Below are 23,326 nucleotides of genomic sequence, written 5' to 3' on the forward strand. Positions count from 1 at the left end.
ACAAGTACTAAAAGTATTTATGTTCACCATAAGGAGTTTATATGACGTCTAAAACCAAACTTACGATGTCCGTTCTTTTTGTATTTCTAATGGCCGCTGCACTGTTTGCTTCAACGCAGTCCCCCGCGGCCTCCAGAGGCGGCGCGATGCTCGTTTGGCAGATTTCATTTTTAGTCCTCGCTATTCTGGGTACAATTTCGGCTATTGCTTCCCTTTCAGGGGTTATGAAACAGCTGAACCAGCTTGGTGAGTATGCAAAAGATGTCCAAAAAGGCGCTCTGACAGCTCCACTTCCTGAAACTCTAAGCGGTGAAGTTCTGGTTGCAGGAAACGAAATTAATAAAACCATTATGAAGCTCGCGACAGAAAGTGGAAAAAACAAAAAAGATGTCAGCAAACTTCAAAAAAAATCAAGCGAAACTGAAAATGAACTGAAAGAGTCTCAGAAAAAAGTTGAAGACATGAAGTCTGTCATGGAGGCAATAACTAAATCTGCTTCCAATGCGCAGGGAATTTCAGGAAAACTTTTTTCCGGTATTGAAGAACTCAGTTCGCAGGTTAATCAGGTCAGCGAAGGAATGGACATCCAGAGAGACCGCGTTACTGAAACAGCAACAGCAATGGAAGAGATGAACAGCACTGTTCTTGAAGTTGCTCAGAACGCATCCATGGCAGCTCAAAGCTCCAGCCAATCAAAAGAAAATGCTCAAATGGGAGCAGATGGTGTTGCAAATGCCATCAAGTCTTTTGAGCAGATCAAAAACACTATCCTAAATTTAAAAGTCACCATGGGAACTCTTGGTGAACAAGCCGACAGCATCGGGCAGATCATGAATGTCATTACCGACATTGCCGACCAGACCAACTTGCTGGCTCTTAATGCCGCAATTGAAGCTGCCAGAGCCGGTGAAGCCGGACGTGGATTCGCAGTAGTTGCTGACGAAGTCCGCAAATTGGCAGAAAAAACCATGGATGCTACAAAAGGTGTCGGCGAATCAGTTGCTAAGATTCAAGCAAATGCCCGCGAAAACATCAAGGCCGTTGAATATGCGGCGGAAGAAATTGTTCACTCTACCGAATCCGCAGCTGAATCAGGAGAGCTGATGACTGCCATTGTCGGGATCGTTGACGATACAAACTCCCAAGTGGAATCTATTGCAACAGCAAGTGAAGAACAGTCTGCTGCATCTGAAGAGATCAACATGGCCCTCAGCGACGTTGCAAGGGTGGCACAGGAAACTTCTGAGGGAATGTCTAGCTCCGCACATGCCTTAACGGAAATTGCAAGCATAGTGGAAGAATTAGACTCAATCGTTCAAGGAATATCTTCAGGCCGCTTAATCGATACCAGCTCAGGTAAAATTGTTGAATGGTCAGACGATCTATCCGTTGATGTCAGAACAATTGATGAACACCACATGGTTCTTTTTGACCTAATCAATGAACTATATAGAGCGATGAAAAGCCGTAAAGCAGGAGAAGTTATCGGAGAAATATCCGAACGTCTTCTTGAGTACACAAAATACCATTTCGGATACGAAGAAAAGATATTCGACAAGCACAAGTATTCTGAAACAGATGCCCACAAGAAACTTCACCGCATGTTTGAAGGCAAGATTGAAGAATTTAAAAACGATTCATATTCAGGAAAGGTCACAGCTTCAACCGATATCATCAGATTCTTGAAAGACTGGTTGATCAAGCACATCATGATTGTGGATCACAAGTATATTGAGTTCATGCATGAGCATGGATACCATTAGGCCCTACTCACAACAATACATGAAGGTAATAAAAAGCCCCCTGAAACTTAGGTTTCAAGGGGCTTTTTATTTGTAACTTATAGTCGTAAATTCAGAACGCTGTGAGCGAGGTTATTTTAATTTTTTACCATCATGCCATGCTCTACCGACACACTCCCCGACAGCCCAATAACGATTATCCGGCATTGTAAGAGTGAAAGGATTGACCTTTTTTATATCTGGAACATCGTCAGTCAAGACGTCCTCCCTGCACCATGTAGCAACAACTTCTCCAATAAAGAGAGTGTCATTAGGAAGTTCGACAGTGTCGTAAACCTTGCATTCCATTCCGACAGGACAGCTACTGATAATCGGAGCGTTTTCCAGCTCACCCTTGTTCACTTCAAACAAGTTTGATTTATCCAATTTACGGCCGGAAACAAGGCCTACAAAGTCAGTAACTTCAACCATATCAACAGATGGAATATTTACGCTAAATTCACCAGTCTCTTTTATAGCAACATTTGAGAAATGCTTTTTACCTACAGAAATCATGATCAATGCAGGGTTGTAATTAACCCTTGAAGTCCATGCCAATGCCATAAAATTATTACGGCCTTCATGTTTGCACCCCAGAATAGTCTGAGGCATAGGCATAGTAAAACCTTGAACACCTATATTAATCTTTTCCATCACATCTCCTTTGTCCCGTATATTTTAATCAAATTTAATATCGACAAATATCTGGTAACTTTCAAATTATACTTTATTTACATGAAAAGAAGAAGAGAAAGTGCCATCACCACCATTCCAGCAATCAATCCATAAATAGATAGGTGGTGCTCCCCATACTCTTCAGCAGCAGGCAGTAATTCATCAAATGAGATAAACACCATAATCCCTGCCACGCCCGCAAAAATAATTCCGAAAACTGTATCCGACATAAATTGCATGAGGAAGAAATATCCGATCAGTGCTCCTACCGGCTCTGCAAGACCAGACAGGAAAGAATAAATAAAGGCCTTCTTCTTACTCCCTGTGGCATAATAAATTGGGACAGAAACCGCTATTCCTTCCGGGATATTATGAATCGCTATTGCCACAGCAATAGCCACGCCTAAACTAGGATCTTTAAGTGCTGCGGTAAAAGTAGCAAGCCCTTCGGGAAAATTGTGAATTCCGATAGCAAGAGCCGCCATGGTTCCCATGCGGAAAAGCTTAGCCTTACTCTTACCTGCAAAAGGATCATCTGCATTTGGATCAGTATTTACATCCACATTCATCTCTTCAATACGATGCATTTCATGAGGATTTTCATAGCTAGGTACGAGCTTATCGATCAATGCAATGAACAAAACACCGCCAAAAAAAGCCCCAATTGCCACCCAGTTTCCGACTACATATCCAAGGTCAGCCTGCAAAGCCGTTTTTGCTTTAACCATGATCTCCATGAAGGATACATAAATCATGACCCCGGCCGAAAAGCCTAAAGAGATGGAAAGAAACCGGGTATTAGTTTTTTTGGCGAAAAAGGCCAAAGCAGAACCAATCCCAGTGGCAAGTCCTGCGAATAAAGTCAATCCCAGCGCAAATGCAGCATTCTCAGCAAACATATAACCCAACCTCTAAATTATTTAACAATAAAACATGTTTCAAAATAACACAGCCTTTACTGCAACGGGGCCTCAACAATAAGAATCATCCGTTTTCCAAGACTGTTTTCTGGATTAGCATCGACAATGCGTTTCAGATTTTTGGAGGACGTAATATCAACTTTATTAACTCCACCTTTGGTCGTAGCATGACACAGCCAGACACTACCATCTTTCTCTGGAACAATAACCCCCACATGGTGATGAAGAATTGTATACTTTTTAAATTTTACATGTTTGCTCATGGTAAACAGATAAACATTCCCCACTGTCATTTGGGAAATGACATCTTCCCAAGCCTTGATATCATGAAGCTCAAATCCACGAAGACTAGCGCCATCACCTTCGACAATTTTGGTTTTTTGACCAAAAGGAAGCATCACTTTACGTTTCATTCCTTCGGTCAAATTTAAAATCACATCGAATCCAAAATCCCAATCCTCACCCCTTTCAGCGTCAGGACCGCTATCTGCAAGGCGATCAATTTTCACATCGTTCAGAGCATAATCGCGTTCAAAGAAATATCTGGATGCAGCCACTGTAAATCCGCTGCAATTAAGTCCAGGAGATTTAAATCTAGTGTTTTGATCTGCAAAAAGAGTGAATTCTCCAGATCTGTTTATAGCTCCATCTGCACGATATGGAACTCCTTCAAAAAAAGACAAAACTTCACCTGCGGGTGCTCCCGCCTTGGGGCTGTCATGCATCCCATTGGGAGTAGGAATGCTTATCACCGCGCACCCCATAAAAAATGTAACACTAAGCCCAAGTAGAAGCGTCAAAACAATTTTACGTAACATGCTCATAAATCTCCCTTTAAATGCACAATATTTCTCACTTACCGTTGACAACAGCCTCTAAAAATCGACTGACGCAAACTGTCTGAATTTGCTTATATTCTCTTTAGAACCAAGAACCCCGACAAAGTCTCCATCCAAAAATTCAAAATCACCGTCAGGGTTAATACTAAACTTGCCATCCCGAAGAACTCCGGCAACAGATACTCCGGTAACGGATCTAATACGAGCTCCAGCAAGAGATTTTCCAACAAGAGAAGCTCCAATTTCTACCTTAACCCAGTTCAAGGCTATTGACTCCGTAGCAGCCCTCAAATTGGAAAGCAGTTCATGCTCAGGACGTTCCCGCTCAACGTCAGTTGTATACCTCTCTCTACGCATGGAATCCATTACATTCTGCACTTCTGAAGCAGGAAGACTAAAATGTCGCAAAATCTGGCGAATCATCTCAAGACTGCTTTCAAATTCAGGCATAATAATATTGTGTACACCCAGTTCATTTAAAACATCCAAGTGCTCTGGATTTCTCGAAAGAGCAGCAATAGGAGCTCCTGGAGCTAACTGCCTTAACTTATCAACCACGGCTCCAGATCCATTAATCGAAGGAATAGTCATAAGCACCATGCGTGCACGGGAAACTTCCGCGGCTTTGAGAACGACTTCTTGCGCGCCGTCTCCATAAATGATGCTCTGCCCTTTATCAACAGCGATCTCAACCTTATTGGCATTATTTTCAATAACGACATACGGGATATCTATCCGTTCCAAGACATCAGCAACATATGACCCAAAGCGCCCGCCTCCAAGAATTACCACATGTTGATCCAACCCATCTTCGGGAATATTAACAGTCTGGAGAGGGTCCCCACCCTTATGAGCCCTAAAGAAAGCGTAGATCGGCGACGTTAAAGAAGAAAGGAGAGGAGTCAGGAGCATAGTAAGAATACCCGTCCCCATAAACAGCGGAAAGTATTCTCTAGGAAAAGAACCGGAATCAGCGCCCTGTTGCAACAGCAGAAAAGACAATTCTCCGATCTGAAACATACCGAACCCAAGAGCAATCGGAATAACATTGCGATATTTGAAAACGTAAGAAATTCCACCGAAAATAAACCCCTTACCCAGCAAAACAAAAAAGGTGAGCATAAGCACTGTACCCAGATTGTCCCAGATATAAATAGGATCTATCAGCATTCCGACCGAAGCAAAAAATATCAAACTGAATACATCGCGAAGGGGAAGTATATCGCTTAAAGCCTGATAGGCGTACTTAGATTCACTAAGCACCATCCCTGCAACAAACGCCCCGAATGCGAACGACAGCCCCAGCATATGGGTCGCATACCCCACACCAAGCCCAATGGCACAACAGGTCAGCATAAAAGTTTCACGAGAGTTCCAACTTGCTACAACCTTCATTACCACCGGAATAACCCGCGTTCCTAACAGAAACATAGAAGCTATAAACAGTATTGTTTTTAAGCCTGCAAATCCGAGAGCCTCTAAGCCGAAAGTTGATGATCCTATCTGCGGCATAATTATGAGCATAGGAACAACTACGATATCCTGCACAACAAGCATACCAATCATAACCCGACTGGAAAGAGTTCCCACCAAACCGCGACTTTCAAGAGTTTTAAGGACAACCATGGTACTGGAAAGGGCTATAAAGGCCCCGAACCACAGTGAGAGATGTGAGTCCCACCCCATAAATATCCCAACACCCCACCCGAAAGTCATAGTGAATATGATCTGTAGCGGAGTTCCGATCAGAGCAATATATTTTACGGGCTTAAGTTCCTTAATCGAAAACTCTATACCCAGAGTGAACAAAAGCAGGGCAACACCGATCTCAGCCAGACGCTCAACATCGTGAACGTCGGAAACTGTTACGCCGCCAGTATATGGCCCGACAACAACGCCGGCAATAATATAACCAAGCAATAACGGCTGACGCAGCAAACGAGCTACAAAACCGCCAAGCAAGCCAGCAAGAATCAGTATTACGAGATCAGATGCAATTCCCAAGAGGACTCCCTACGATAAAACCGTAACATGCACAAAAGACATGGTAATTTAAAATTTAATAATCCTAACTTACTCAGCGCAATCCACACAAAACCTACTTTCAGGCAGTGCAATCAAGCGGGCAAACGGAATCAGTTCCCCACACTCCTGACATTCGCCGAAGAACGGATCATCATCTATACGGCTCAGCGCATTTCCCAGCTTCATTATTCTATCGAGAGATTGAGATATGGAAGATTTATTTATCCCTTGGTTAAGCATGGTATCAAGCCTTGAAAGTCTACCGATAGCAGCATCCGGAGTAACAGGATTAACTGTCTCTTTAAGCTCTTCAACTGTGCGCTTAAGATTTTCTATTTCAATTTTAATCTTTTCTTTCAACTCAGCTTTCTGCTTATCGTTCATGACAACTCTCCGGTTAATTATTAATTTTATACGGACTGTCATTCAGATGCAAGGTTTGCTTACATAAAAAGAAAGCCCTCCCGCATTAAGCAGGAGGGCTTTCTCATCCCAAAAACAATACACACTTAATTTACACTTATTATTGATCAGACTGGATGTTTTCAATCACAGTATTCAATTTGGAAGCCATTGATGCAACTTCCTGAATAGCGGTTGCAGCCTCTTCAAGGACCTGTGATGTTTCCATAGATATTCTACTTACATCTTCAGTCGCCCTGTTAATTTCATCACTGGTCGCAGACTGTTGTTCAGCTGCGGTGGCAATGCCTCTGACCTGATCAGCGGCATTCTCAACCAGCTGAACTATCTCTTCTAAAGTCTGCCCTGACTCATTTGCCAATTCACTACTTACATGAGCTGACTGAGCGGCAACCTCAGTCGCCTTTATATTCTCTTTAGTCATATTCTGCATCTTAGAAATCACAATTCCGACTTCGCTTGTGGCCGTCATAGTACTTTCAGCAAGCTTACGAACTTCGTCAGCTACAACTGCGAAACCTCGCCCGGCTTCACCGGCTCTGGCAGCTTCAATTGCAGCATTAAGAGCCAGCAAGTTAGTCTGATCAGCGATATCATTAATGACTTTAAGTACATTGCCGATTTCAGTAGCCTCTACTCCAAGGTTTTCCATAGAGATTTTAAGACCATCAGCCTGAGCTTTAACTCCTTCTACAGCTTCAATTACTCGACGAACAACACTTTCGCCGTTCTGCGCTTTAGCCTTAGCACTGTCAGCATCTTCAGCTGCAGTTCCGGCGTTACGAGCAACTTCAAGAACAGTTACGTTCATTTCTTCCATTGCAGTCGAAGTCTCAGCAACCCTATCGCGTTGCTCTTCAGCCCCTCGGCTGGACTGTTCAATCTGCGCAGATAGTTCTTCAGCCGCACTGGAAAGACTATGAGAAATCTTCTCAGCTTCTATCGCTGCGTGAGTTATATTATCATTCTGAGCTTCAATCTTGGCCGCCTGCTGCCTGATATCAGTCAAATCAACCCAGGTAGAGATTGCGCCAAGTAATTTACCATCCATATCATAAAAAGGAGAAGTTACGATCTGTAAATTCTTTTTTATGCCGGAAGGCATTGTGAAGACAATTTCAGCTTCTTTTCTTACACGTTCTCTGAGTGAAACTTGAGACATAGTCTCTCTGCTTGGATCATTATAATAAAACGCTCCATCCTTAACACCAACAGCCGTTTCATGATTGTAATTACTCTCAAGTAAATCACAAAGCAGATCATTAACCCAAAGCATATTGGCGTCATGATCGATTATTCCACAAGGAAAGACTAACCCTTCAAGTACTCCTTCGGAGAATCCAAGTTTTTCCTTCAACTCATCAACCATAGAAGAAACTTGACTAGCTAAAATCTCAAATTCGTACTTATAAGTTCCTTCGAGTTCAGCCTTAAAATTACCTTTGGCTATTTCACCGGAGAAATTTAAAATATTCGTAACGGGTTTAACAATAAGAGTTCTCAAAAGCGTAACCATGATTCCAGTTAGCAATAGAACAATAAATACTCCGGCTAGAACTAAAACATTACGCTGATGAATGGCAGCAGAGGTCATATCATCCTCAGTTGCATTTACAACGATGCTCCAACCTGTGAGCGGAAAGGTTTTGAACTCCATGTGCTTTGTTGTGCCTTGCCATTCATAAGAGGACCCACCATTTTTCTCTGCCATTACCTTCTTCACAAAGTCATATTTGGAAAGGTCTTTCAGATATAGTTCCTTATTTACAGCATGTGCAATGATCTTTCCTCTTGCATCAAGCATAAAACTATAGCCTTCTTCGCCAATGCGGAAAGGATCAATAAAGGTCGATGTGAATCTATCCCACTTAGGAAATACACCAACTCCACCGATAATGTTGCCATTTGCATCACGTATAGTATGAGCAATAGCAAAAATAAGAATTCCGCCACCGCTTTTCGATTTTAAAATTTCATCTGATACGTAAGCATCTGTCCCGGAAAGAACCTTCTGAACATAACCACGGGAAGCTCTATCTGCTCCGGCCATGCTTTTACCTTTAGCATTATACCCAACAACAACTTTTCCATTTGTATCAAAAATAAAAGTTGCCCAATAATTTTTTGATGCATTCATAAGAGATTTTATAAGCTCATCTGAACCCTTTATGTTGCCCCCGGTGAGCGCTTCCACCGAATTAGGATCACCAGAAATAAGACGTGCTACATCAGACCCTTGGCCGACATAGAGTTCAAGGGCACCCACAGTCTCATCAATCATGCTAACCATAGATTGTTTTTGCTCTTTAAAGACAGCATCATAAGTGCTATTTGTCACCCACCACACACAGACAGAAAAAGTCATTGCTAATAATGCAAAAACTACAACCGTCAGCACCGTATTAATACTTTTTATCTTCATAAAAATCCCTCTAATTAGATATCACACGCCACAAAATCAGACTACTAACCCCCTAAATCCCTACCTTGTACGTATCATAAGCACTCACTTAAGTACAAGCAGTATATATTGTCTCTAATAATTTATAACAAAACGCTCAAAAGGTCCCACACATAATCAACCATTGCCTGTCGTGTGTTTTTCTGCCAAAAAGAGAGGTTCTCCCGTAACGCATACTATAAAGAGGTAAAAAATGAGCAACGAACCCGATAAAATCATTTATTCAATGAACAGGGTCAGCAAATATTATGACAAAAAGCCGATTCTTAAAGACATCTCCCTTTCTTATTTCTATGGAGCAAAAATCGGCGTACTGGGTCTTAACGGCTCCGGTAAGAGTTCACTCCTTAAAATTTTGGCCGGCATAGACGAGAGCTTTGAAGGTTCAACCCACGTCTCCCCGGGCTACACAATCGGCTTCCTCGAGCAGGAACCGCTTGTAGATGAAAGTCGCACAGTCCGCGAAGTGGTAGAAGAAGGGGTTGCTGAAGTTCTCGCTATCGTCAAAAATTTCAACGACATCAACGAGAAGTTCGCTGAACCTATGGAACCTGAAGAAATGGACGCCCTCCTTGATAAGCAGGCCGCCGCTCAGGAAAAAATGGACGCAGCAGGAGCATGGGACCTCGACTCCAGGCTTGAAATGGCGATGGATGCTCTAAGGTGCCCTCCCGGAGACACTCTCGTTTCTGTTATTTCCGGTGGTGAAAAACGCCGCGTAGCAATGTGCCGCCTGCTTCTACAGGAGCCAGACATCTTGCTACTTGATGAGCCTACTAACCATCTTGATGCTGAATCTGTTGCATGGCTTGAAAGACATTTGCAGAACTATGCAGGAACAATCATTGCCGTAACCCATGACCGTTACTTCCTCGACAATGTTGCAGGATGGATTCTGGAACTTGACAGAGGCCGCGGTATTCCATGGAAAGGCAACTACTCCTCATGGCTTGAGCAGAAAGAAAAAAGACTCTCCAATGAAGCCAAAACCGATGCTAAAAGAATCAAAGCCCTTTCAAGTGAGCTTGAGTGGATTCGCATGTCTCCAAAAGGACGTCACGCAAAAAGCAAGGCCCGAGTTAAAGCATATGAAGAGCTTGCTAATCAGGATACCAACGAGCGGGCGAAAGATCTGGAACTTTACATTCCACCGGGACCACGTCTTGGTAAGAAAGTAATTGAAGCCGTCGGCATACGTAAGCTTGCTGGCGACAAATTGCTTCTCGAAGATTCAAGTTTCCTCATTCCTGCAGGAGCGATTGTCGGTATTATCGGGCCTAACGGAGCTGGTAAAACAACGCTTTTCAAAATGATTGCAAAACTCGAAGAGCCTGACGCAGGCGAAATGGTCGTTGGTGAAACTGTTAAAGTTACACATGTCGATCAGCACCGCGACGCGCTTGATGGCGATAAGACTGTTTACGAAGTCATTTCCGGCGGCAACGAATTCATCAAACTTGGCGAACGCGAAATCAATGCACGCGCCTACGTTGGTAAATTTAACCTGACTGGTTCTGAGCAGCAGAAGAAGTGTTCAGTCCTTTCCGGCGGTGAGCGCAGTCGTGTTCATCTAGCTCTAATGCTACAGGAAGGCGGAAACGTACTCCTACTCGATGAACCTACAAATGACCTTGACGTTAACACCATGCGTTCGCTTGAAGAAGGGCTTAACAACTTCAGCGGCTGTGTAATGGTCATCAGTCATGATCGTTGGTTCCTTGACCGCATCGCTACACACATACTCGCATTCGAAGGTGATTCAACCACATTCTGGTTCGAAGGATCATACTCCGAATACGAAGAAGATAAAAAGAAGAGACTTGGTAAGGATGCTGATCAGCCTCACCGTATCAAGTATCGCAAGATGACTCGCTAATATTGCATGACCTTCTTTAGTCCAAACGCTAAATAAGCTAACGGCCCTCATGAATATTCATGAGGGCCGTTTTTTGTTTTTAATATTTCGCAATATATTTCGTGAGAGAATCTCGACTTCCTACATTATAAGGGTCACGATTCCATTTTGAACAGTAACCTTAACAACCCCTTTCCCATAAGCATCACTTGGAACAGCACAACTCCACTCCTCAGCGATATCTTCACCGTTGACCGAGTAATCGTTAAGTTCCCACTCATATCTTGAAACAGGTTTCATTTTTCTAAAGTACTTAGCGAACACTTCTTCGCAAGCTTTTGGCAATCCAACGCATGACCGCCATAAGTAAAGGCTGCCGCACAAAAGTTTTACATCAACGGACCCTATATCTACGGCCTTGCTGTAAACAGCTTCGGACTTACCATAGGACATATTCATTTCTGAAAAAGTACGCTCATCCACCGTTCCATCAGCATTAGCAATACTGACCGAGTTGAGCTTTAAGGGGGAAATATGACCGAAGTATGCAAATTTCCACGTGGACTGGTTCTGCTCATTAAGGAACTCAATCATAACCACTGGCATCTTGCCACGATCCTGAATCAAATCCATAGACTTGAAAGTTAGAATCCCCATATCTGAAGGAACCAGAAGGCCCTCTGCTGAGATTATTTTATCATCAAGAAGTAGAGCTATAAGGCTTAGAGCAGGTCTTTCAAAACTTAGCATAGATAATCCATCAGAAAACATTGGCAACGTCCTTTTTACTGTATATAAACCACCCTCATGGCGACTTTATTCTCCGAATAGCAGTTACCCTGTTGCATCTATAAATGGAAGAATGAATTAAACGATTGCTTTAATTTAAATCCAGTATGAAGACTGCTTTATTAAAGACTGCACGCGAGAGGCATATATGAAGATTTCTAATCAATTTGATCGCATAGATGATGAGCTATACTTAAAGAATGTTAGACTCGATGGTTACAACGTTCGCGGTGGATTGATTATGGGTTCAGACAGAGCTGTTATATTTGACACCCTATCCCGTCCCGAAGACATGCTCGGCTATAAGGAGTTAATTGAAGACCGCAAATTAATGATTATCTACAGCCATGCTGATTGGGATCATATATGGGGAACTGCGGGGGTAGAGACACAGCCTAAATTAATTATATCTCATAAAAATAGCCTCAAACGATTCTCAACTGATGTGCCAGAAGTCTTAAAAGATTTCCAAAAGAGACAGCCTGAATTATATGGCTCCGTAAAACTGATCGCTCCCAATATTACGATTGAATCAGAACTTGTAATTGACCTCGGTGGCATCACGGTTCAATTATCTCCTCTCTTGGGACACACCCAAGATTCCATAGTCGCTTATATTCCTGAGAAAGGAATCCTGCTGGCAGGTGATGCAGTGGAAACTCCTTTTCCATGTTTAGGAGAAAGATCGCCAGTTGCAAACTGGATAGAAAAACTGGAAGGGTGGAGGGAGAATAGCGACCTTAAAACAATCATTCCAGCTCATGGAGACATTAGCGGACCTGAAATTTTGACTCAAAATATTAATTACTTAAAAGCTATTTTGAACGGTGAAGACGCTGATTTACCTGAAAATATGAGCGAATTCTATAAGGAGGCCCACCGCGACAATGTTAAATTTGCTAGAAAGCAAGGCAAGTAGTCATAGTGCAGCCATAGGTGAGCCTCAAAAAAAGCGGAGCGCGGTTAATACCCCACTCCGCCAAGACAAGCAGATCTATCCCTTAGTACAGGAGACAGCTAATTATATGCATAGCGCTTTACCAAAACCAGTCCTGTCAGTGCAGAACTAAGCAACCATAGGGTTGCAGGAATAGGCACTGGAGGCATAACACTTTGCTCTACTACAAAACCAGTAATATTGTTTAAATAGCCTTCATCATTCCACTTCCAGTCGTTCCTGCTCCATATTCCAAGGTGCATCTCATCACGACCAAGATAATTATTGGGTTCTGTAGGTTGCCAGTCAGTGAAACTCCAAGCCTCACCGGTGACCCATTCCCAATTAGCAGCAGGAGCAGCCCCGCCAGGATCACTAGTCTGGAATCCTCCAAGCCAATATTCGCCACTCCGAGACCCTAAAACATTCTGCTGTACATAAGTGTTTTCAGCCGCAGAAGTAATTGTCGCCAAATGACCTCCGGCTGCTTCAGCAAGCACCTTCGCAGAATCCCAATTCATTCCGCTTGCCTGAACCACCCAGTAATTTGAGTCGCCAAAACTATATGTTGTCGCGGAAGAAGGACTTGCCGCAAACACTAGAATTAATATCATTAGTATAGATGTTAAAGTGAGCTTATTCATAACTACTCCCCGGAAAAGCCTAAAAAGACTAAACCTCCTTCTTATAAAGTAATTATTATTTGAATAAAGTCACCCTTCAGTCCTTTGTTTGCAACAAAAAACGCGGCAGTCCTAGAAAAGAACTACCGCGTTTATTCTGAATATATTTAGAAATTAACTACATGCGTTCAAATCCTCTCATACTTGAGGATGGAAGAGCCTGCGTGGCAGAACCACCCTTGCGGCGAACAACATGTGCTTCTAAATAAGCGCCTTCTTCTACATTAAAAAAGCCCATCTCATCTTCAAGTTTTACAGCCTGTGCGGAAAGCTCCTGCGCGGTGGATGACAACTGTTCAGCGAAAGCGGCATTACGTTGCACAACTTCATCAAGTTGCCCGACAGCAGTAGAAATCTGTTCACCGCCTTCATGTTGTTCCCTACTTGCCGCGACAACTTCTGAAACGAGTTCTTCGTTGGTCCGTATGTCCACGATTATTCCATCAAGCATTGTTCGCGCTTTCTCAGCTACTATTAAACTCGAACCAGTAAGTTCACGAATCTCACCAGCGGCAACTCCGCTTCTCTCTGCGAGTTTACGCACTTCGGATGCTACAACAGCAAACCCTTTGCCGTGTTCACCTGCTCTGGCGGCTTCAATGGCTGCATTTAGTGCCAATAAATTTGTCTGCCGTGCAATTTCTTCAATTATAGAAGTACGGTCAGCAATATCACGCATAGCGGCAACAGTCTTAGTCACAGCCTCCCCACCTTCGATCGCCTCTTTGGCTGTTTTTACAGCTATAGTACGAGTTTCTTCAGCAAGTCCGGTGGACCTTTCAAGATTGGTGTTCATCTGAACCATCGCGGCAGAGACTTCTTCAACAGCAGCCGCCTGTTCTGTGCTTCCATTTGACAACTCTTCAGAAGCAGCAGCAATTTCCTGACTACCAGAGGAAACATGAGAGGTGGCATTTTTCACACCGGAAACAACATTGCGTAAGGATCCGACCATACTACCTAAAGCATTTATCATCATCCCTATTTCATTTGAGGAACAACTTGATACGGCGTTAGTTAAATCCCCAGCAGCCATACTCTGAGAAGCTGCCACCCCGTCTGCGACAGGAGCAACAACCAATCTCTTTATAGAGAAGAAAATTATTCCACTCACAATCAAAATAATGAGCAAGCCGACTCCGACAAGAACATTTCGCTGATGCACTGCTTTAGCTGCCAAATCATTTTCATACGCAGTCAAACAAATAAGCCAGCCTGTGGCTGGGTCTGTTTTATACGCCATCACTTTAGCGAGCCCTTTCCAGTCGTAAAAAATTACTCCATTTTTTTGATCTAGAGCTTTAGAAACAAATGGTATCTGGCCCAAATCTTTCAATATAAGTTTTTTGGAAGGGTGGTATAAAACTTTTCCTGTTCCATCTAAAACAGAACCATATCCCTCATTCCCAATAACAAGAGGAGCTACAAAAGAATTGGTGAACTCTAACCAGTCTCCGAAAAGGGCTATTCCTCCGAGCAATTCACCATCACTGTTATGAACAGGAATACTTACCCCAAAGATTAGATCACCGTTGGATTTAGCTTTAAATATTGATTTCGTAATATATTTATTTTTACCGTTTAGTATGGCTTTTGCATACGCTCTGGAGCTAAGATCGTGACCTGTTAAGTCTTGTCCTACTGCATTTAACCCAGCTAAAACTATTCCAGCTTTATCAAAAGCAAGAACGCCCCATATATCGCTGCTTGATTGTACTTTTTGTTTGAATAACCTTTGGGCATCTACAGATTTACCCGCAAATAAAGCAGAAACTTCCGCCCGACTCGCAAGACTTTGAGCTGAAGAAACAGTGTCATTTATAAACAATCCTAATGAAGAGGTCACTAACGTGGCCAGACTCTTCGACGAGCGCACTTCATTATTTAAAACCATATCATATGATGAGCTTTGTACATAGAAAACTAAGATTCCGATGCCTAAACTGATAAAAATTATGGTGGGAAGTAAGATAACTCTCAAAAGGCTTTTTGAAATCCAAGTAAACATGATTTGTCCCTATGTCGAAAGATAATGCGATTCTAATTAATTTCCCAAAGACTATTGCCTAACACCAATACCCTGCACCCAACTTCACGAATACTTAACACTATTATTACAATCTTAACAAGTCTACATAAACACATTTAAAAGATAATGTTTTGCGCGAAAACCACCTTAAACAATATATTTTGCAACATTATAATATATTAAATAAAACATTATAAGCTCTTAAAATTTCGACCTTTTTCACTTAAAAGTCAACTCTTTATTTATACTATACATCCTGAACAATAATACATCTGTGAAGGTATAATTTGCTCAAGTTACACCTCGTATAAGTAAGCAAAACTAATTGTATCATTTTAACTTTTAGAGCGACATGTTGATTGGCATGACGCACATAAACCTGTATTCAATGCGAACTAATTTTGACAATGACATTACGCACCAAAGGTTCCATATATGAAAAAGGTTTTAACGCTTAAGCAATTCCAAGATATCGCAAAAGAGGTCATCTCTTTGCAGCCGTATGTTGAAGTTCTCAGTTCCACCTTCAATATCGGGGATGAAGATAAAGGGATTGAAAAAGAAGCATACGTCCTTGGATTCTCAAGACATAGCAAAGCTGGGTTTGAAATTTGTTTCGACTGGATAGCTAAAGGCGATCTTGATGGATATTTGATTGATATGTTCAACTTTACAATAGAACCCCACTGTCGCGGTGAATTTTCACCAGTGTTCAAAGGTCCCATTATCTTAGATGACTTCAAAGAACCTTTTGCGCCATTTGAAATTTCCGCTAAAATTCTGGAACTGGTAGAGCCGGAAGCGTGGAGCAAGTGGATTGTTGAATATCTGCCAGAACCGCATGTTTTATTATAATAATTCACGATTTAGAGCTATAGAAAGACCAAAAAGACTATAAAATTTTTCAGCTCAAAGCCCCGATACGAGTTTAGCTTGCCCTTCAAAAAAAGCGTCACATTTACAAAGTTTATACAGGCTGATACTAAGTGACTATGGTTAAAAAAGGACATCATATAGATAGGTTCCATCTTGCAACTTTTATTGCGATGATCTTTTTTATACTATTTTTCAGCCTGCCCACTTTTGCCAGCAGCTCAGAGTTCCCAATAGCCGATCCCTTCAAAGCGACTATTTTCGGCACGCCCCCTGATTTAGTACACACTTTCCCCGAACCTGTTGACACCAAACAGTGCGAAATTAATATCGAAGATCGAAGAATTCCTGATATTTTCTGGTATAGTGAGGATTTTTACTACACCACAGCTATGCAGGAAGGAGAAGCTCCTCTTCTATTCATAATCGCTGGAACGGGTTCAGAGCATGACTCAACCAAAATGAAATTCCTGACTCAGCTTTTTTATGAAAGCGGTTTTCACGTTGTAGCTGTTTCTTCCCCTACACATATGAACTTCGTTGTCAGCGCTTCAAGATACGCCGCACCAGGCTATGCCCCAAATGACGTTGAAGATTTATACAGAGTTATGAAATGGATCAAAGCCGACCTTGAAGAAGATTACAAAATAAGTGGATACAATGTCACAGGCTACAGCTTGGGTGCAATGCACTCGGCATTTCTAGCTCAGCTCGATGAAGAGCGCGGCGACTTTTTATTTGATAAAGTACTAATGATGAACCCGCCGGTCAGCCTTTACACTTCAGCGCAGAGATTTGACTCATGGCTCAGTCCTGAGAATCTCGGAGATAAAAAACCACGCGAAGTTATAGACAATCTCATACAGGCATTTTCTCAAATGTATCTCCATACAGATGTAACTGACTTCGATGATAACTTTCTCTATGGACTGTCGCAGCATGATAACTTCTCAGATATGGACCTTCGGGCAATAATTGCGGCATCCTTCCGGCTAAGTTCTGCAAACATGCTTTTCGCATCGGATGTCTGCATTAATGCCGGATATATTGTTCCCGTCAGCAAGACTCTCGCCATTGGTGACAATCTACTGCCTTATACAAGAGTCGCCGCAGCAATAAAATTCGAAGACTATATTAATGAGTACCTGCTCCCGTACCTACAATTCATAACCCCCGGCATTACGAAAGAAGAGCTAATCCGTAGATGCAGCCTCGAAAGCATCGAAGAATACCTCGCAAAATCAGATAAAATTTTCGTGCTCGGCAATTCCGATGACATCATTCTTAACGAGGAAGAAGTAGCCTTCCTACGCAAAACTTTCGGGAATCGAGCTGTATTCTTTTCACGCGGTGGTCATTGCGGAAACATCATGTTCGGACCCTACGCTCTTAAAGCGCAGGAGATGTTAAAATGATGAGTCCGCAATTCAAATACCTGTTGCTGCTTTTCGCTCTTCTGCTTATCCCGTCCTGCGCGACCATAAATAAAGAAGATCCCGACATGACTCTGTCACCGACAGGCTTTATGACGCCTGTATCGCACGCACCTAGCCCCACAAATATTATGCGCAAGGAAGCTGACTTAGAATTTCTTGATGTATACGATCCGTGGGGACCGATGAACCGCCATGTATATTCTTTCAATGCGGAATTCGACCGTGCGGTCTATCTTCCGACTTTGGAACTTTACACAACAGTGCTTCCCACACCAGTCAGAAAAGGCGTGACTAATGCCGTCAATAATCTGAATGAAGTTAACTCCATCATCAACAGCACCCTGCAGGGAAGAGGCGAAAAGCTTCTGCGCTCCTGCTATCGGCTGATTATAAATTCAACGGTCGGAATTCTGGGCATCCTGGATGTAGCTGAAGGCTGGGGCATACAAAGAGTTATCACATCTACTGCCGACACACTGGGAGTTTGGGGAATAAGCCCCGGACCTTATGTTGTTCTGCCGCTCTTTGGCCCATCATCCGTACGAGATGCCGCCGGACTTGCCGGAGATTCTGCTCTGCTATGGGCCGAAATGAATTTTGTTTACGATGTTCTGGGTGTAACAGACGGAAGAACCCTGATCGGAGCGGGAGAAGCCACGATTCGTGGTCTTAATCTGCGAGCTCAGCAACCCTTTCGCTACTATCAAACAGGTTCACCATTTGAGTATGATCTAGTGCGATTTCTATACTCTACCAAGCGTGAACTGGATATTGAAAAACAATAGAACTATTTAAAATGCTAAGGTAATCTGCTAAATTTCTTTCTATATTCCACAGGTGTAAGCCCTGTTTTTTTCTTAAACAATCTTCGAAATGACGAAGAATTTTCATACCCAACCGCTCCGGTAATCTCTTCAATATTTTTTGTGCTGACTTCAAGCAGATGCCTTGCAGACTCGATGCGTAACTGTTGCAAATATTGCACGGATGTAACTCCGGTTGCCCGCTTAAAACGACGCAAAAAAGTCCGTACTCCTACTTCAGAGATTACGGATAGCATCTCGAGATCCACACCCTGATGATAATTTTTCTGCATCCATTTTTGAGCTGTGGCAATATTGTTGTCCGCAAAGCCGGATGATGACTCAAGGTGCTGATCAAACATAAAATATGGAGTCTGCACATGGCGGGTACTATCCAGCACCAAGACCTTTGCACATTGCGAAGCTACATCTTTACTCACAAATCGTGCGACTATATGCAAAGCAAGATCCTGCCACGCCATAGCACCACCAGCGCAAATATAATTACCCCCGTCTATCAACATCTGATCTGAATGCAGGTCTACTTCGGGATATTTTCTCTTAAATTCGCGGGTTAATTTCCAGTGAGTAGTAGCCACTTTACCATTAAGAAAACCTGTTTCCGCAAGTAGAAACGACCCTGCGCAAATGGTCGCAACAATTGCCCCTCTGCGGCTGGCATTCCGTATTGCATTTATGAGCTCGACATTGCCGCTAAGAACGTCCACATCACCAAATAGAGGTGGTATAACAACTATATCCGCAGAAACAACAGCAAGAGGACTGTCTACCGCAAGCGACACTCCGGTAAAGCCGGTAACAGGCTCACCCTCTATGCTCGCCAGTCTAAAAGGGCCTAACAAAGGCAGTCCTTCCTTCGTGCCTAAGTTCATTTCCTCTGCTATTGTGTTTGCAATAGAGAAAATTTCCAGTGGGCCTAAAACTCCTGAGAGCAAGCAATTGTCAAAAGCAAGAATTGTTATTGATGGCATTCTGTATTGTCGTTTTTAGCACCATAAATGTCAATAACGACACTTTTCATTATTTGAACTAAATAGCATTCTATTCTCACTCGAACTGAGCAAACGCCATAAACTGATTTATTAGGAGCTATCATGACCAAAGAAGCTTTAATCATTATTGATATTCAAAACGACTATTTTACAAACGGAAAAATGGCCCTCGATAACAGCGCAGCGGCCGGAAAAAATGCAACAAAAGTGCTAGTAAATTTTAGAGAAAAAAAACTTCCAGTTATCCATATTCAACATGAATCATTACAGCCGGGAGCAACTTTTTTTATTCCTGAAACATCCGGCATGGACATTCATTCCTCCGTTGCACCACAGGAAAAAGAAGTCGTGCTTGCAAAGCACTACCCAAACAGCTTTCGTGAAACAGGACTAAATGAAATTCTGAAAGATCTCGACATCACAAATCTAACAATCATCGGCATGATGAGTAATATGTGCGTTGATGCGACCACGCGAGCGGCCTTCGATTTCGGATATACCTGTACCGTGGTTCATGATGCGTGTGCTGCAACTTCCCTCGAATTTAACGGCGTAAAAGTGCCATCAGTTAGCGTTCATGCGTCATTCATGGCTGCTCTTGGTGCTGTATATGCGAAAATGGTTGCAACAGGTGATTTTATTCGTAGCTAAGGGCAGAATCAGTGTTAGCGCAAACAGTTAAGGATGTTCGCGAAATATCTTTAGCGGACGTTTTGCACTCTGATATAAAGCACTAGCCCCAGCATAGTTAAAGCTATCCCCGCCCACCCGAGTAAGCCGGGCAATATGCCACCAAGTAGCGCAACTTCGCCAAGCAGCGAAAAAACAACTTCCATGGACTGAGTGCAATCTGCTGCGGCAAGCTCCGCGGCAGAACGCGCTTTGTGACGGATATAAAGGAAAAGACTTGTTGCCACTATACCGGAAAAAACCGCGACCAGAGCGGTATTGAGCACCTGATCCATCGCAGGAGGCGGCGGCGAGAAAACCGCGATTATGATTATCCACAAGGGCAGTGACCCCAGTGTTAAAAGCAACACGCGGCAAAAAGGGTCGTCCATGGCAGGACTGTCTAGGTGCGGAATAATCTTTGTCCCACCCTGCCGAGCCTCCCAAACAAGCTGATTGCCGAAAGGGTACGCGAACGCGGCAATGAGAACAGGAATCGCGCCAAGTAGAATATCACCGAATGAAGCCGTTCCAGCGCGCTCAAGATTGATCAGCAAAACTCCCGCAAAAATTATTAAGGTCAAAAGCATAGCCCGGAGAGGAATCTTTTTACCAAAGCCAAGCAATACTATGGGAGTGGCGAGAATAGTGGTCTGCCAAGTGGCAGCAACAACCCAGCCGGGCGCATAGGAAGCACTGAATGAAATTAACGCGTAAAATAATCCGAATCCGATTCCGCCAGCCGCAGTCCAGAAAAACCAGTGGCGCACATATAGTTTTAGAGACTCAATAAAAAGTTCACGCCGGACAGCAAAAAGTCCCACGGACAAAATCCCGAACATCCAAAAATAGCGTAAGCTTGCAGACCAAACCCAGTGTCCACCATCAAGGCTCATTGCTCTATTAAGAACAAAAGTCGTACTGAAAAACAGCGCGGCTAGGACACCTATCATTATTATTTTCATATGAATATGACCAATTGCGGAAGGGTTAAATAATTTCAGGTAGGATTATCAAATTTCTCCGCTATCCATTTTCAACAAGAGTGCTTTTATATCAATAGGCCGCGGTATACAACCCCTCTGAAAGGCTGAGGCATGAAGCCGACCTCTCAAATGAGCACCCGCCCATTCGTAAACAATGGAGTTGAAAAAGGTCGGGTTGTTAAGCACAATTTGTGCTTTAGCTGCTCCATCACTTTTAACGGCTTGCAGCGAAAAATTAGCTCCATGTACTTCGTAATTGTACAAGACTTGCGGGATTAATTGAAATTTTGCACCTGCTACAAGGCATTGCACCCAGAAATCCCAGTCTTCATACAATGTGTTGTCGCGATATCTGACCCCGCCATCCCAAAGTTTACTCCGATAAAGAGCTGAAGGAGCTATGGTATTCTGACTTCGCAAATGAGCGGGGCTGAATTTTGGAAGATTGACTATGCGCGAGCTATCTTGACTGTTTTCCTTGTAGTCTGTGTAAACGAGGTCGAGTTCTGGATTCTGTTCAAGAGTTTCGATGCAAGACGACAGAAATTCAGGCTCTAAATAGTCATCGGGGTCAAGGCAAATTAAATATCTGCCCTCAGCCCTCTCCAACCCATAATTGCGGACAGGACCCGGCTTTCCGCAGCGAGCAGGCGTTAATATTTCAAACCGTTTACACTGGATTTTGTCCGCCCATTTATGAGCAAACTGGAGGGAATCGTCATCACTACCGTCATCTACAAAAATAATTTCAACTTCATTCAGATCCATCTTTTGGGCAACAATTGAGCCGAAAAATCTGTCTGCAAAGCGTCCATAATTATAGTTGGGAACAACAATCGAAAGTAACGCCATAAAGAAAGTGTCCCTTGCAGAGATAAATACAAGTTAAATATATGCTCTCATGAAACCACAGACCTATTGTTTAATAGAGTTTCCGGATTGTCGCAATAAACATAAGCAAAAAAAAGGCCACCCAAAGGAGGCCTCATAACAGTCTAATTTTATTTGAATCACTTAAATAATTGTAAATACTTTCCATAGCCCTGTTCTTCTAACTTATCCTTAGAAATAAACCTTAACGAGGCTGAATTTATACAGTAGCGCAATCCAGTTGGAGCCGGACCATCTGAGAACACGTGCCCCAGGTGAGAATCTGCATCAAAAGAACGAACCTCTGTCCGCTTCATGAATAAAGTATTATCCTCAATTCCCACTACATTCTTCTTCTCAAGTGGACGGGTAAAGCTAGGCCAGCCAGTTCCTGACTCAAACTTATCTGCCGAGCTAAATAAAGGCTCTCCTGAGACAACATCCACATATATCCCTTCTACGTGGTTATCCCAGTATTCGTTTGAAAATGCTGGTTCTGTTCCATCCTTACGGACGACATTGAACTGTAATGGAGTCAGTGTCTTTTCAAGCTCAGCATCACTAAGTCTGGAATATGTAGACACTGCGCTAGATGATACAACACTATTAGCTTCATCTCCCCAATGTTCCTTGATAAAAGAATCACGCCCGGAACTGAATCTGTACCAGTTGTACCGGACAGGATTCTTCTTGTAGTAATCCTGATGATAATCTTCTGCCTCAAAAAACTTTGTAAACGGAATCAGCTTGGTAGCAACAGGCTTATCAAAACGCTTAGAACCATCAAGTTCCACAAGCGCATTACCAGCAATCTCCTTCTGCTTTTCATCATGGTAAAAAATAGCAGAAGTATACTGAATTCCACGATCATTAAATGAGCCATCAGCATCGGTAGGGTCATGATGCTTTAAAAACACATCAAGAACTTGAGCATAACTAATCTGCTGCGGATCAAAATAAATCTGAACAGCTTCAAGATGCCCTGTTGTTCCTGAGCTTACCTGTTCATAAGTAGGATTATCTACATTCCCACCTATATAACCGGATACAACCCTGTCTACACCAGCCACCTTTTCAAGATCAGATTCAACACACCAAAAACATCCTCCTGCAACAGTAGCAACAGAAAGGATTGATTCATTATTCATTCCGGCCTCCGTAGGGCTTTCAGACCAAACAAAGAAAAAGCTTAATGATAATACAAAGAGAGCAGCAATTACTGCTCGACTTATCTTTTTATAGCCCATGACAACTTCCTT

General features: G+C 42.8%; 20 protein-coding genes. 7 read left to right on the forward strand and 13 right to left on the reverse strand.

Translation table 11 applies throughout. The features are described from left to right. Positions 1-41: 41 nt before the first annotated feature. Entirely contained in the window at positions 42-1,763 is a 1,722-nt protein-coding gene (locus BR06_RS0103670; RefSeq protein ID WP_031480240.1) for a bacteriohemerythrin, read from the forward strand. Between the two features lie 111 nt (positions 1,764-1,874). On the opposite strand, the gene BR06_RS0103675 is transcribed toward BR06_RS0103670, so the two are convergent. The 6 genes from BR06_RS0103675 to BR06_RS0103700 all read right to left on the reverse strand — a co-directional run bounded on the left by BR06_RS0103675 (position 1,875) and on the right by BR06_RS0103700 (position 9,085). Then, positions 1,875-2,435, reverse strand: a complete 561-nt coding sequence (locus BR06_RS0103675) for a flavin reductase family protein (RefSeq protein WP_031480242.1) — start codon at positions 2,433-2,435, stop codon at positions 1,875-1,877. A 77-nt stretch (positions 2,436-2,512) separates the two neighbouring features. Further along, positions 2,513-3,355 carry a zinc transporter ZupT gene (gene zupT, locus BR06_RS0103680; protein ID WP_031480244.1) on the reverse strand — a complete coding sequence of 281 codons (843 nt, stop codon included), beginning with the start codon at positions 3,353-3,355 and terminating at the stop codon, positions 2,513-2,515. Between the two features lie 56 nt (positions 3,356-3,411). Continuing rightward, positions 3,412-4,194: a hypothetical protein gene (locus BR06_RS0103685; protein ID WP_031480246.1), complete on the reverse strand. Its 783-nt coding sequence runs from the start codon at positions 4,192-4,194 to the stop codon at positions 3,412-3,414. Positions 4,195-4,251: 57 nt separating this feature from the next. Then, entirely contained in the window at positions 4,252-6,219 is a 1,968-nt protein-coding gene (locus tag BR06_RS0103690; protein ID WP_031480248.1) for a cation:proton antiporter domain-containing protein, read from the reverse strand. Between the two features lie 69 nt (positions 6,220-6,288). Further along, positions 6,289-6,624, reverse strand: a complete 336-nt coding sequence (locus BR06_RS0103695; protein ID WP_031480250.1) for a TraR/DksA family transcriptional regulator — start codon at positions 6,622-6,624, stop codon at positions 6,289-6,291. Between the two features lie 139 nt (positions 6,625-6,763). Beyond that, positions 6,764-9,085 carry a methyl-accepting chemotaxis protein gene (locus tag BR06_RS0103700; protein WP_031480252.1) on the reverse strand — a complete coding sequence of 774 codons (2,322 nt, stop codon included), beginning with the start codon at positions 9,083-9,085 and terminating at the stop codon, positions 6,764-6,766. A 232-nt stretch (positions 9,086-9,317) separates the two neighbouring features. On the opposite strand from BR06_RS0103700, the gene ettA reads away from it, so the two are divergent. Beyond that, positions 9,318-11,000 (forward strand): energy-dependent translational throttle protein EttA, encoded by a 1,683-nt coding sequence (gene ettA, locus BR06_RS0103705; RefSeq protein ID WP_031480254.1) that lies wholly within the window; start codon positions 9,318-9,320, stop codon positions 10,998-11,000. A gap of 120 nt (positions 11,001-11,120) precedes the next feature. Here the strand turns inward: ettA and BR06_RS0103710 are convergent, their stop codons facing one another. Then, complete coding sequence (locus BR06_RS0103710) at positions 11,121-11,750, reverse strand: hypothetical protein (RefSeq protein WP_031480256.1); 630 nt, start codon at positions 11,748-11,750, stop codon at positions 11,121-11,123. Between the two features lie 166 nt (positions 11,751-11,916). Here BR06_RS0103710 and BR06_RS19575 point away from each other — a divergent pair, with 166 nt between their 5' ends. Then, positions 11,917-12,687 carry an MBL fold metallo-hydrolase gene (locus BR06_RS19575; RefSeq protein ID WP_051676893.1) on the forward strand — a complete coding sequence of 257 codons (771 nt, stop codon included), beginning with the start codon at positions 11,917-11,919 and terminating at the stop codon, positions 12,685-12,687. 98 nt (positions 12,688-12,785) lie between these two features. Here BR06_RS19575 and BR06_RS0103720 read toward each other — a convergent pair whose 3' ends face one another. Next, entirely contained in the window at positions 12,786-13,349 is a 564-nt protein-coding gene (locus BR06_RS0103720; RefSeq protein WP_031480259.1) for a lectin-like protein, read from the reverse strand. Positions 13,350-13,506: 157 nt separating this feature from the next. Next, the gene (locus tag BR06_RS19145) at positions 13,507-15,396 is read right to left on the reverse strand and encodes a methyl-accepting chemotaxis protein (protein WP_051676894.1); all 1,890 of its coding nucleotides are present in this window, start codon (positions 15,394-15,396) and stop codon (positions 13,507-13,509) included. Between the two features lie 456 nt (positions 15,397-15,852). Between BR06_RS19145 and BR06_RS0103730 the strand changes: the two genes are divergently transcribed. From BR06_RS0103730 to BR06_RS0103740, 3 genes are all read left to right on the forward strand, one after another. After that, positions 15,853-16,272, forward strand: coding sequence for a hypothetical protein (locus BR06_RS0103730; protein ID WP_031480263.1), 420 nt, complete (start codon positions 15,853-15,855; stop codon positions 16,270-16,272). 137 nt (positions 16,273-16,409) lie between these two features. After that, positions 16,410-17,705 (forward strand): alpha/beta hydrolase family protein, encoded by a 1,296-nt coding sequence (locus BR06_RS0103735; protein ID WP_084154026.1) that lies wholly within the window; start codon positions 16,410-16,412, stop codon positions 17,703-17,705. Beyond that, a complete protein-coding gene (locus BR06_RS0103740) occupies positions 17,702-18,511 on the forward strand; it encodes an MlaA family lipoprotein (RefSeq protein ID WP_031480267.1) in 810 nt (269 codons plus the stop codon). Before BR06_RS0103735 ends, BR06_RS0103740 begins: the two co-directional genes overlap by 4 nt. 14 nt (positions 18,512-18,525) lie before the next feature. On the opposite strand, the gene BR06_RS0103745 is transcribed toward BR06_RS0103740, so the two are convergent. Further along, a complete protein-coding gene (locus tag BR06_RS0103745) occupies positions 18,526-19,422 on the reverse strand; it encodes a GlxA family transcriptional regulator (protein ID WP_235727654.1) in 897 nt (298 codons plus the stop codon). A 222-nt stretch (positions 19,423-19,644) separates the two neighbouring features. Here BR06_RS0103745 and BR06_RS0103750 point away from each other — a divergent pair, with 222 nt between their 5' ends. Beyond that, on the forward strand, positions 19,645-20,193 hold the full coding sequence (locus BR06_RS0103750; protein ID WP_031480271.1) for a cysteine hydrolase family protein: 549 nt from the start codon (positions 19,645-19,647) through the stop codon (positions 20,191-20,193). Positions 20,194-20,243: 50 nt separating this feature from the next. On the opposite strand, the gene BR06_RS0103755 is transcribed toward BR06_RS0103750, so the two are convergent. The 3 genes from BR06_RS0103755 to msrB form a co-directional block, all read right to left on the reverse strand. Next, positions 20,244-21,176: a DMT family transporter gene (locus BR06_RS0103755; protein WP_031480273.1), complete on the reverse strand. Its 933-nt coding sequence runs from the start codon at positions 21,174-21,176 to the stop codon at positions 20,244-20,246. Positions 21,177-21,224: 48 nt separating this feature from the next. Next, positions 21,225-22,049, reverse strand: a complete 825-nt coding sequence (locus BR06_RS0103760; RefSeq protein WP_031480274.1) for a glycosyltransferase family 2 protein — start codon at positions 22,047-22,049, stop codon at positions 21,225-21,227. A 158-nt stretch (positions 22,050-22,207) separates the two neighbouring features. Further along, positions 22,208-23,215, reverse strand: coding sequence for a peptide-methionine (R)-S-oxide reductase MsrB (gene msrB / locus BR06_RS0103765; RefSeq protein ID WP_235727655.1), 1,008 nt, complete (start codon positions 23,213-23,215; stop codon positions 22,208-22,210). Positions 23,216-23,326 lie beyond the last annotated feature (111 nt).

It is taken from the genome of Maridesulfovibrio frigidus DSM 17176 (assembly GCF_000711735.1).
In the GTDB taxonomy this organism is placed as follows: domain Bacteria; phylum Desulfobacterota; class Desulfovibrionia; order Desulfovibrionales; family Desulfovibrionaceae; genus Maridesulfovibrio; species Maridesulfovibrio frigidus.

Bases quoted from the DNA above. Each gene is read 5' to 3' on its own strand.
- BR06_RS0103700 (WP_031480252.1), bottom strand. From the start codon at position 9,085: ATGAAGATAAAAAGTATTAATACGGTGCTGACGGTTGTAGTTTTTGCA.
- BR06_RS0103695 (WP_031480250.1), bottom strand. From the start codon at position 6,624: ATGAACGATAAGCAGAAAGCTGAGTTGAAAGAAAAGATTAAAATTGAA.
- BR06_RS0103685 (WP_031480246.1), bottom strand. From the start codon at position 4,194: ATGTTACGTAAAATTGTTTTGACGCTTCTACTTGGGCTTAGTGTTACA.
- BR06_RS0103755 (WP_031480273.1), bottom strand. From the start codon at position 21,176: ATGAAAATAATAATGATAGGTGTCCTAGCCGCGCTGTTTTTCAGTACG.
- BR06_RS0103760 (WP_031480274.1), bottom strand. From the start codon at position 22,049: ATGGCGTTACTTTCGATTGTTGTTCCCAACTATAATTATGGACGCTTT.
- BR06_RS19145 (WP_051676894.1), bottom strand. From the start codon at position 15,396: ATGTTTACTTGGATTTCAAAAAGCCTTTTGAGAGTTATCTTACTTCCC.
- zupT (WP_031480244.1), bottom strand. From the start codon at position 3,355: ATGTTTGCTGAGAATGCTGCATTTGCGCTGGGATTGACTTTATTCGCA.
- BR06_RS0103720 (WP_031480259.1), bottom strand. From the start codon at position 13,349: ATGAATAAGCTCACTTTAACATCTATACTAATGATATTAATTCTAGTG.
- BR06_RS0103750 (WP_031480271.1), top strand. From the start codon at position 19,645: ATGACCAAAGAAGCTTTAATCATTATTGATATTCAAAACGACTATTTT.
- BR06_RS0103675 (WP_031480242.1), bottom strand. From the start codon at position 2,435: ATGGAAAAGATTAATATAGGTGTTCAAGGTTTTACTATGCCTATGCCT.
- BR06_RS19575 (WP_051676893.1), top strand. From the start codon at position 11,917: ATGAAGATTTCTAATCAATTTGATCGCATAGATGATGAGCTATACTTA.
- ettA (WP_031480254.1), top strand. From the start codon at position 9,318: ATGAGCAACGAACCCGATAAAATCATTTATTCAATGAACAGGGTCAGC.
- BR06_RS0103670 (WP_031480240.1), top strand. From the start codon at position 42: ATGACGTCTAAAACCAAACTTACGATGTCCGTTCTTTTTGTATTTCTA.
- BR06_RS0103710 (WP_031480256.1), bottom strand. From the start codon at position 11,750: ATGTTTTCTGATGGATTATCTATGCTAAGTTTTGAAAGACCTGCTCTA.
- msrB (WP_235727655.1), bottom strand. From the start codon at position 23,215: ATGAATAATGAATCAATCCTTTCTGTTGCTACTGTTGCAGGAGGATGT.
- BR06_RS0103735 (WP_084154026.1), top strand. From the start codon at position 16,410: ATGGTTAAAAAAGGACATCATATAGATAGGTTCCATCTTGCAACTTTT.
- BR06_RS0103740 (WP_031480267.1), top strand. From the start codon at position 17,702: ATGATGAGTCCGCAATTCAAATACCTGTTGCTGCTTTTCGCTCTTCTG.
- BR06_RS0103745 (WP_235727654.1), bottom strand. From the start codon at position 19,422: ATGAACTTAGGCACGAAGGAAGGACTGCCTTTGTTAGGCCCTTTTAGA.
- BR06_RS0103730 (WP_031480263.1), top strand. From the start codon at position 15,853: ATGAAAAAGGTTTTAACGCTTAAGCAATTCCAAGATATCGCAAAAGAG.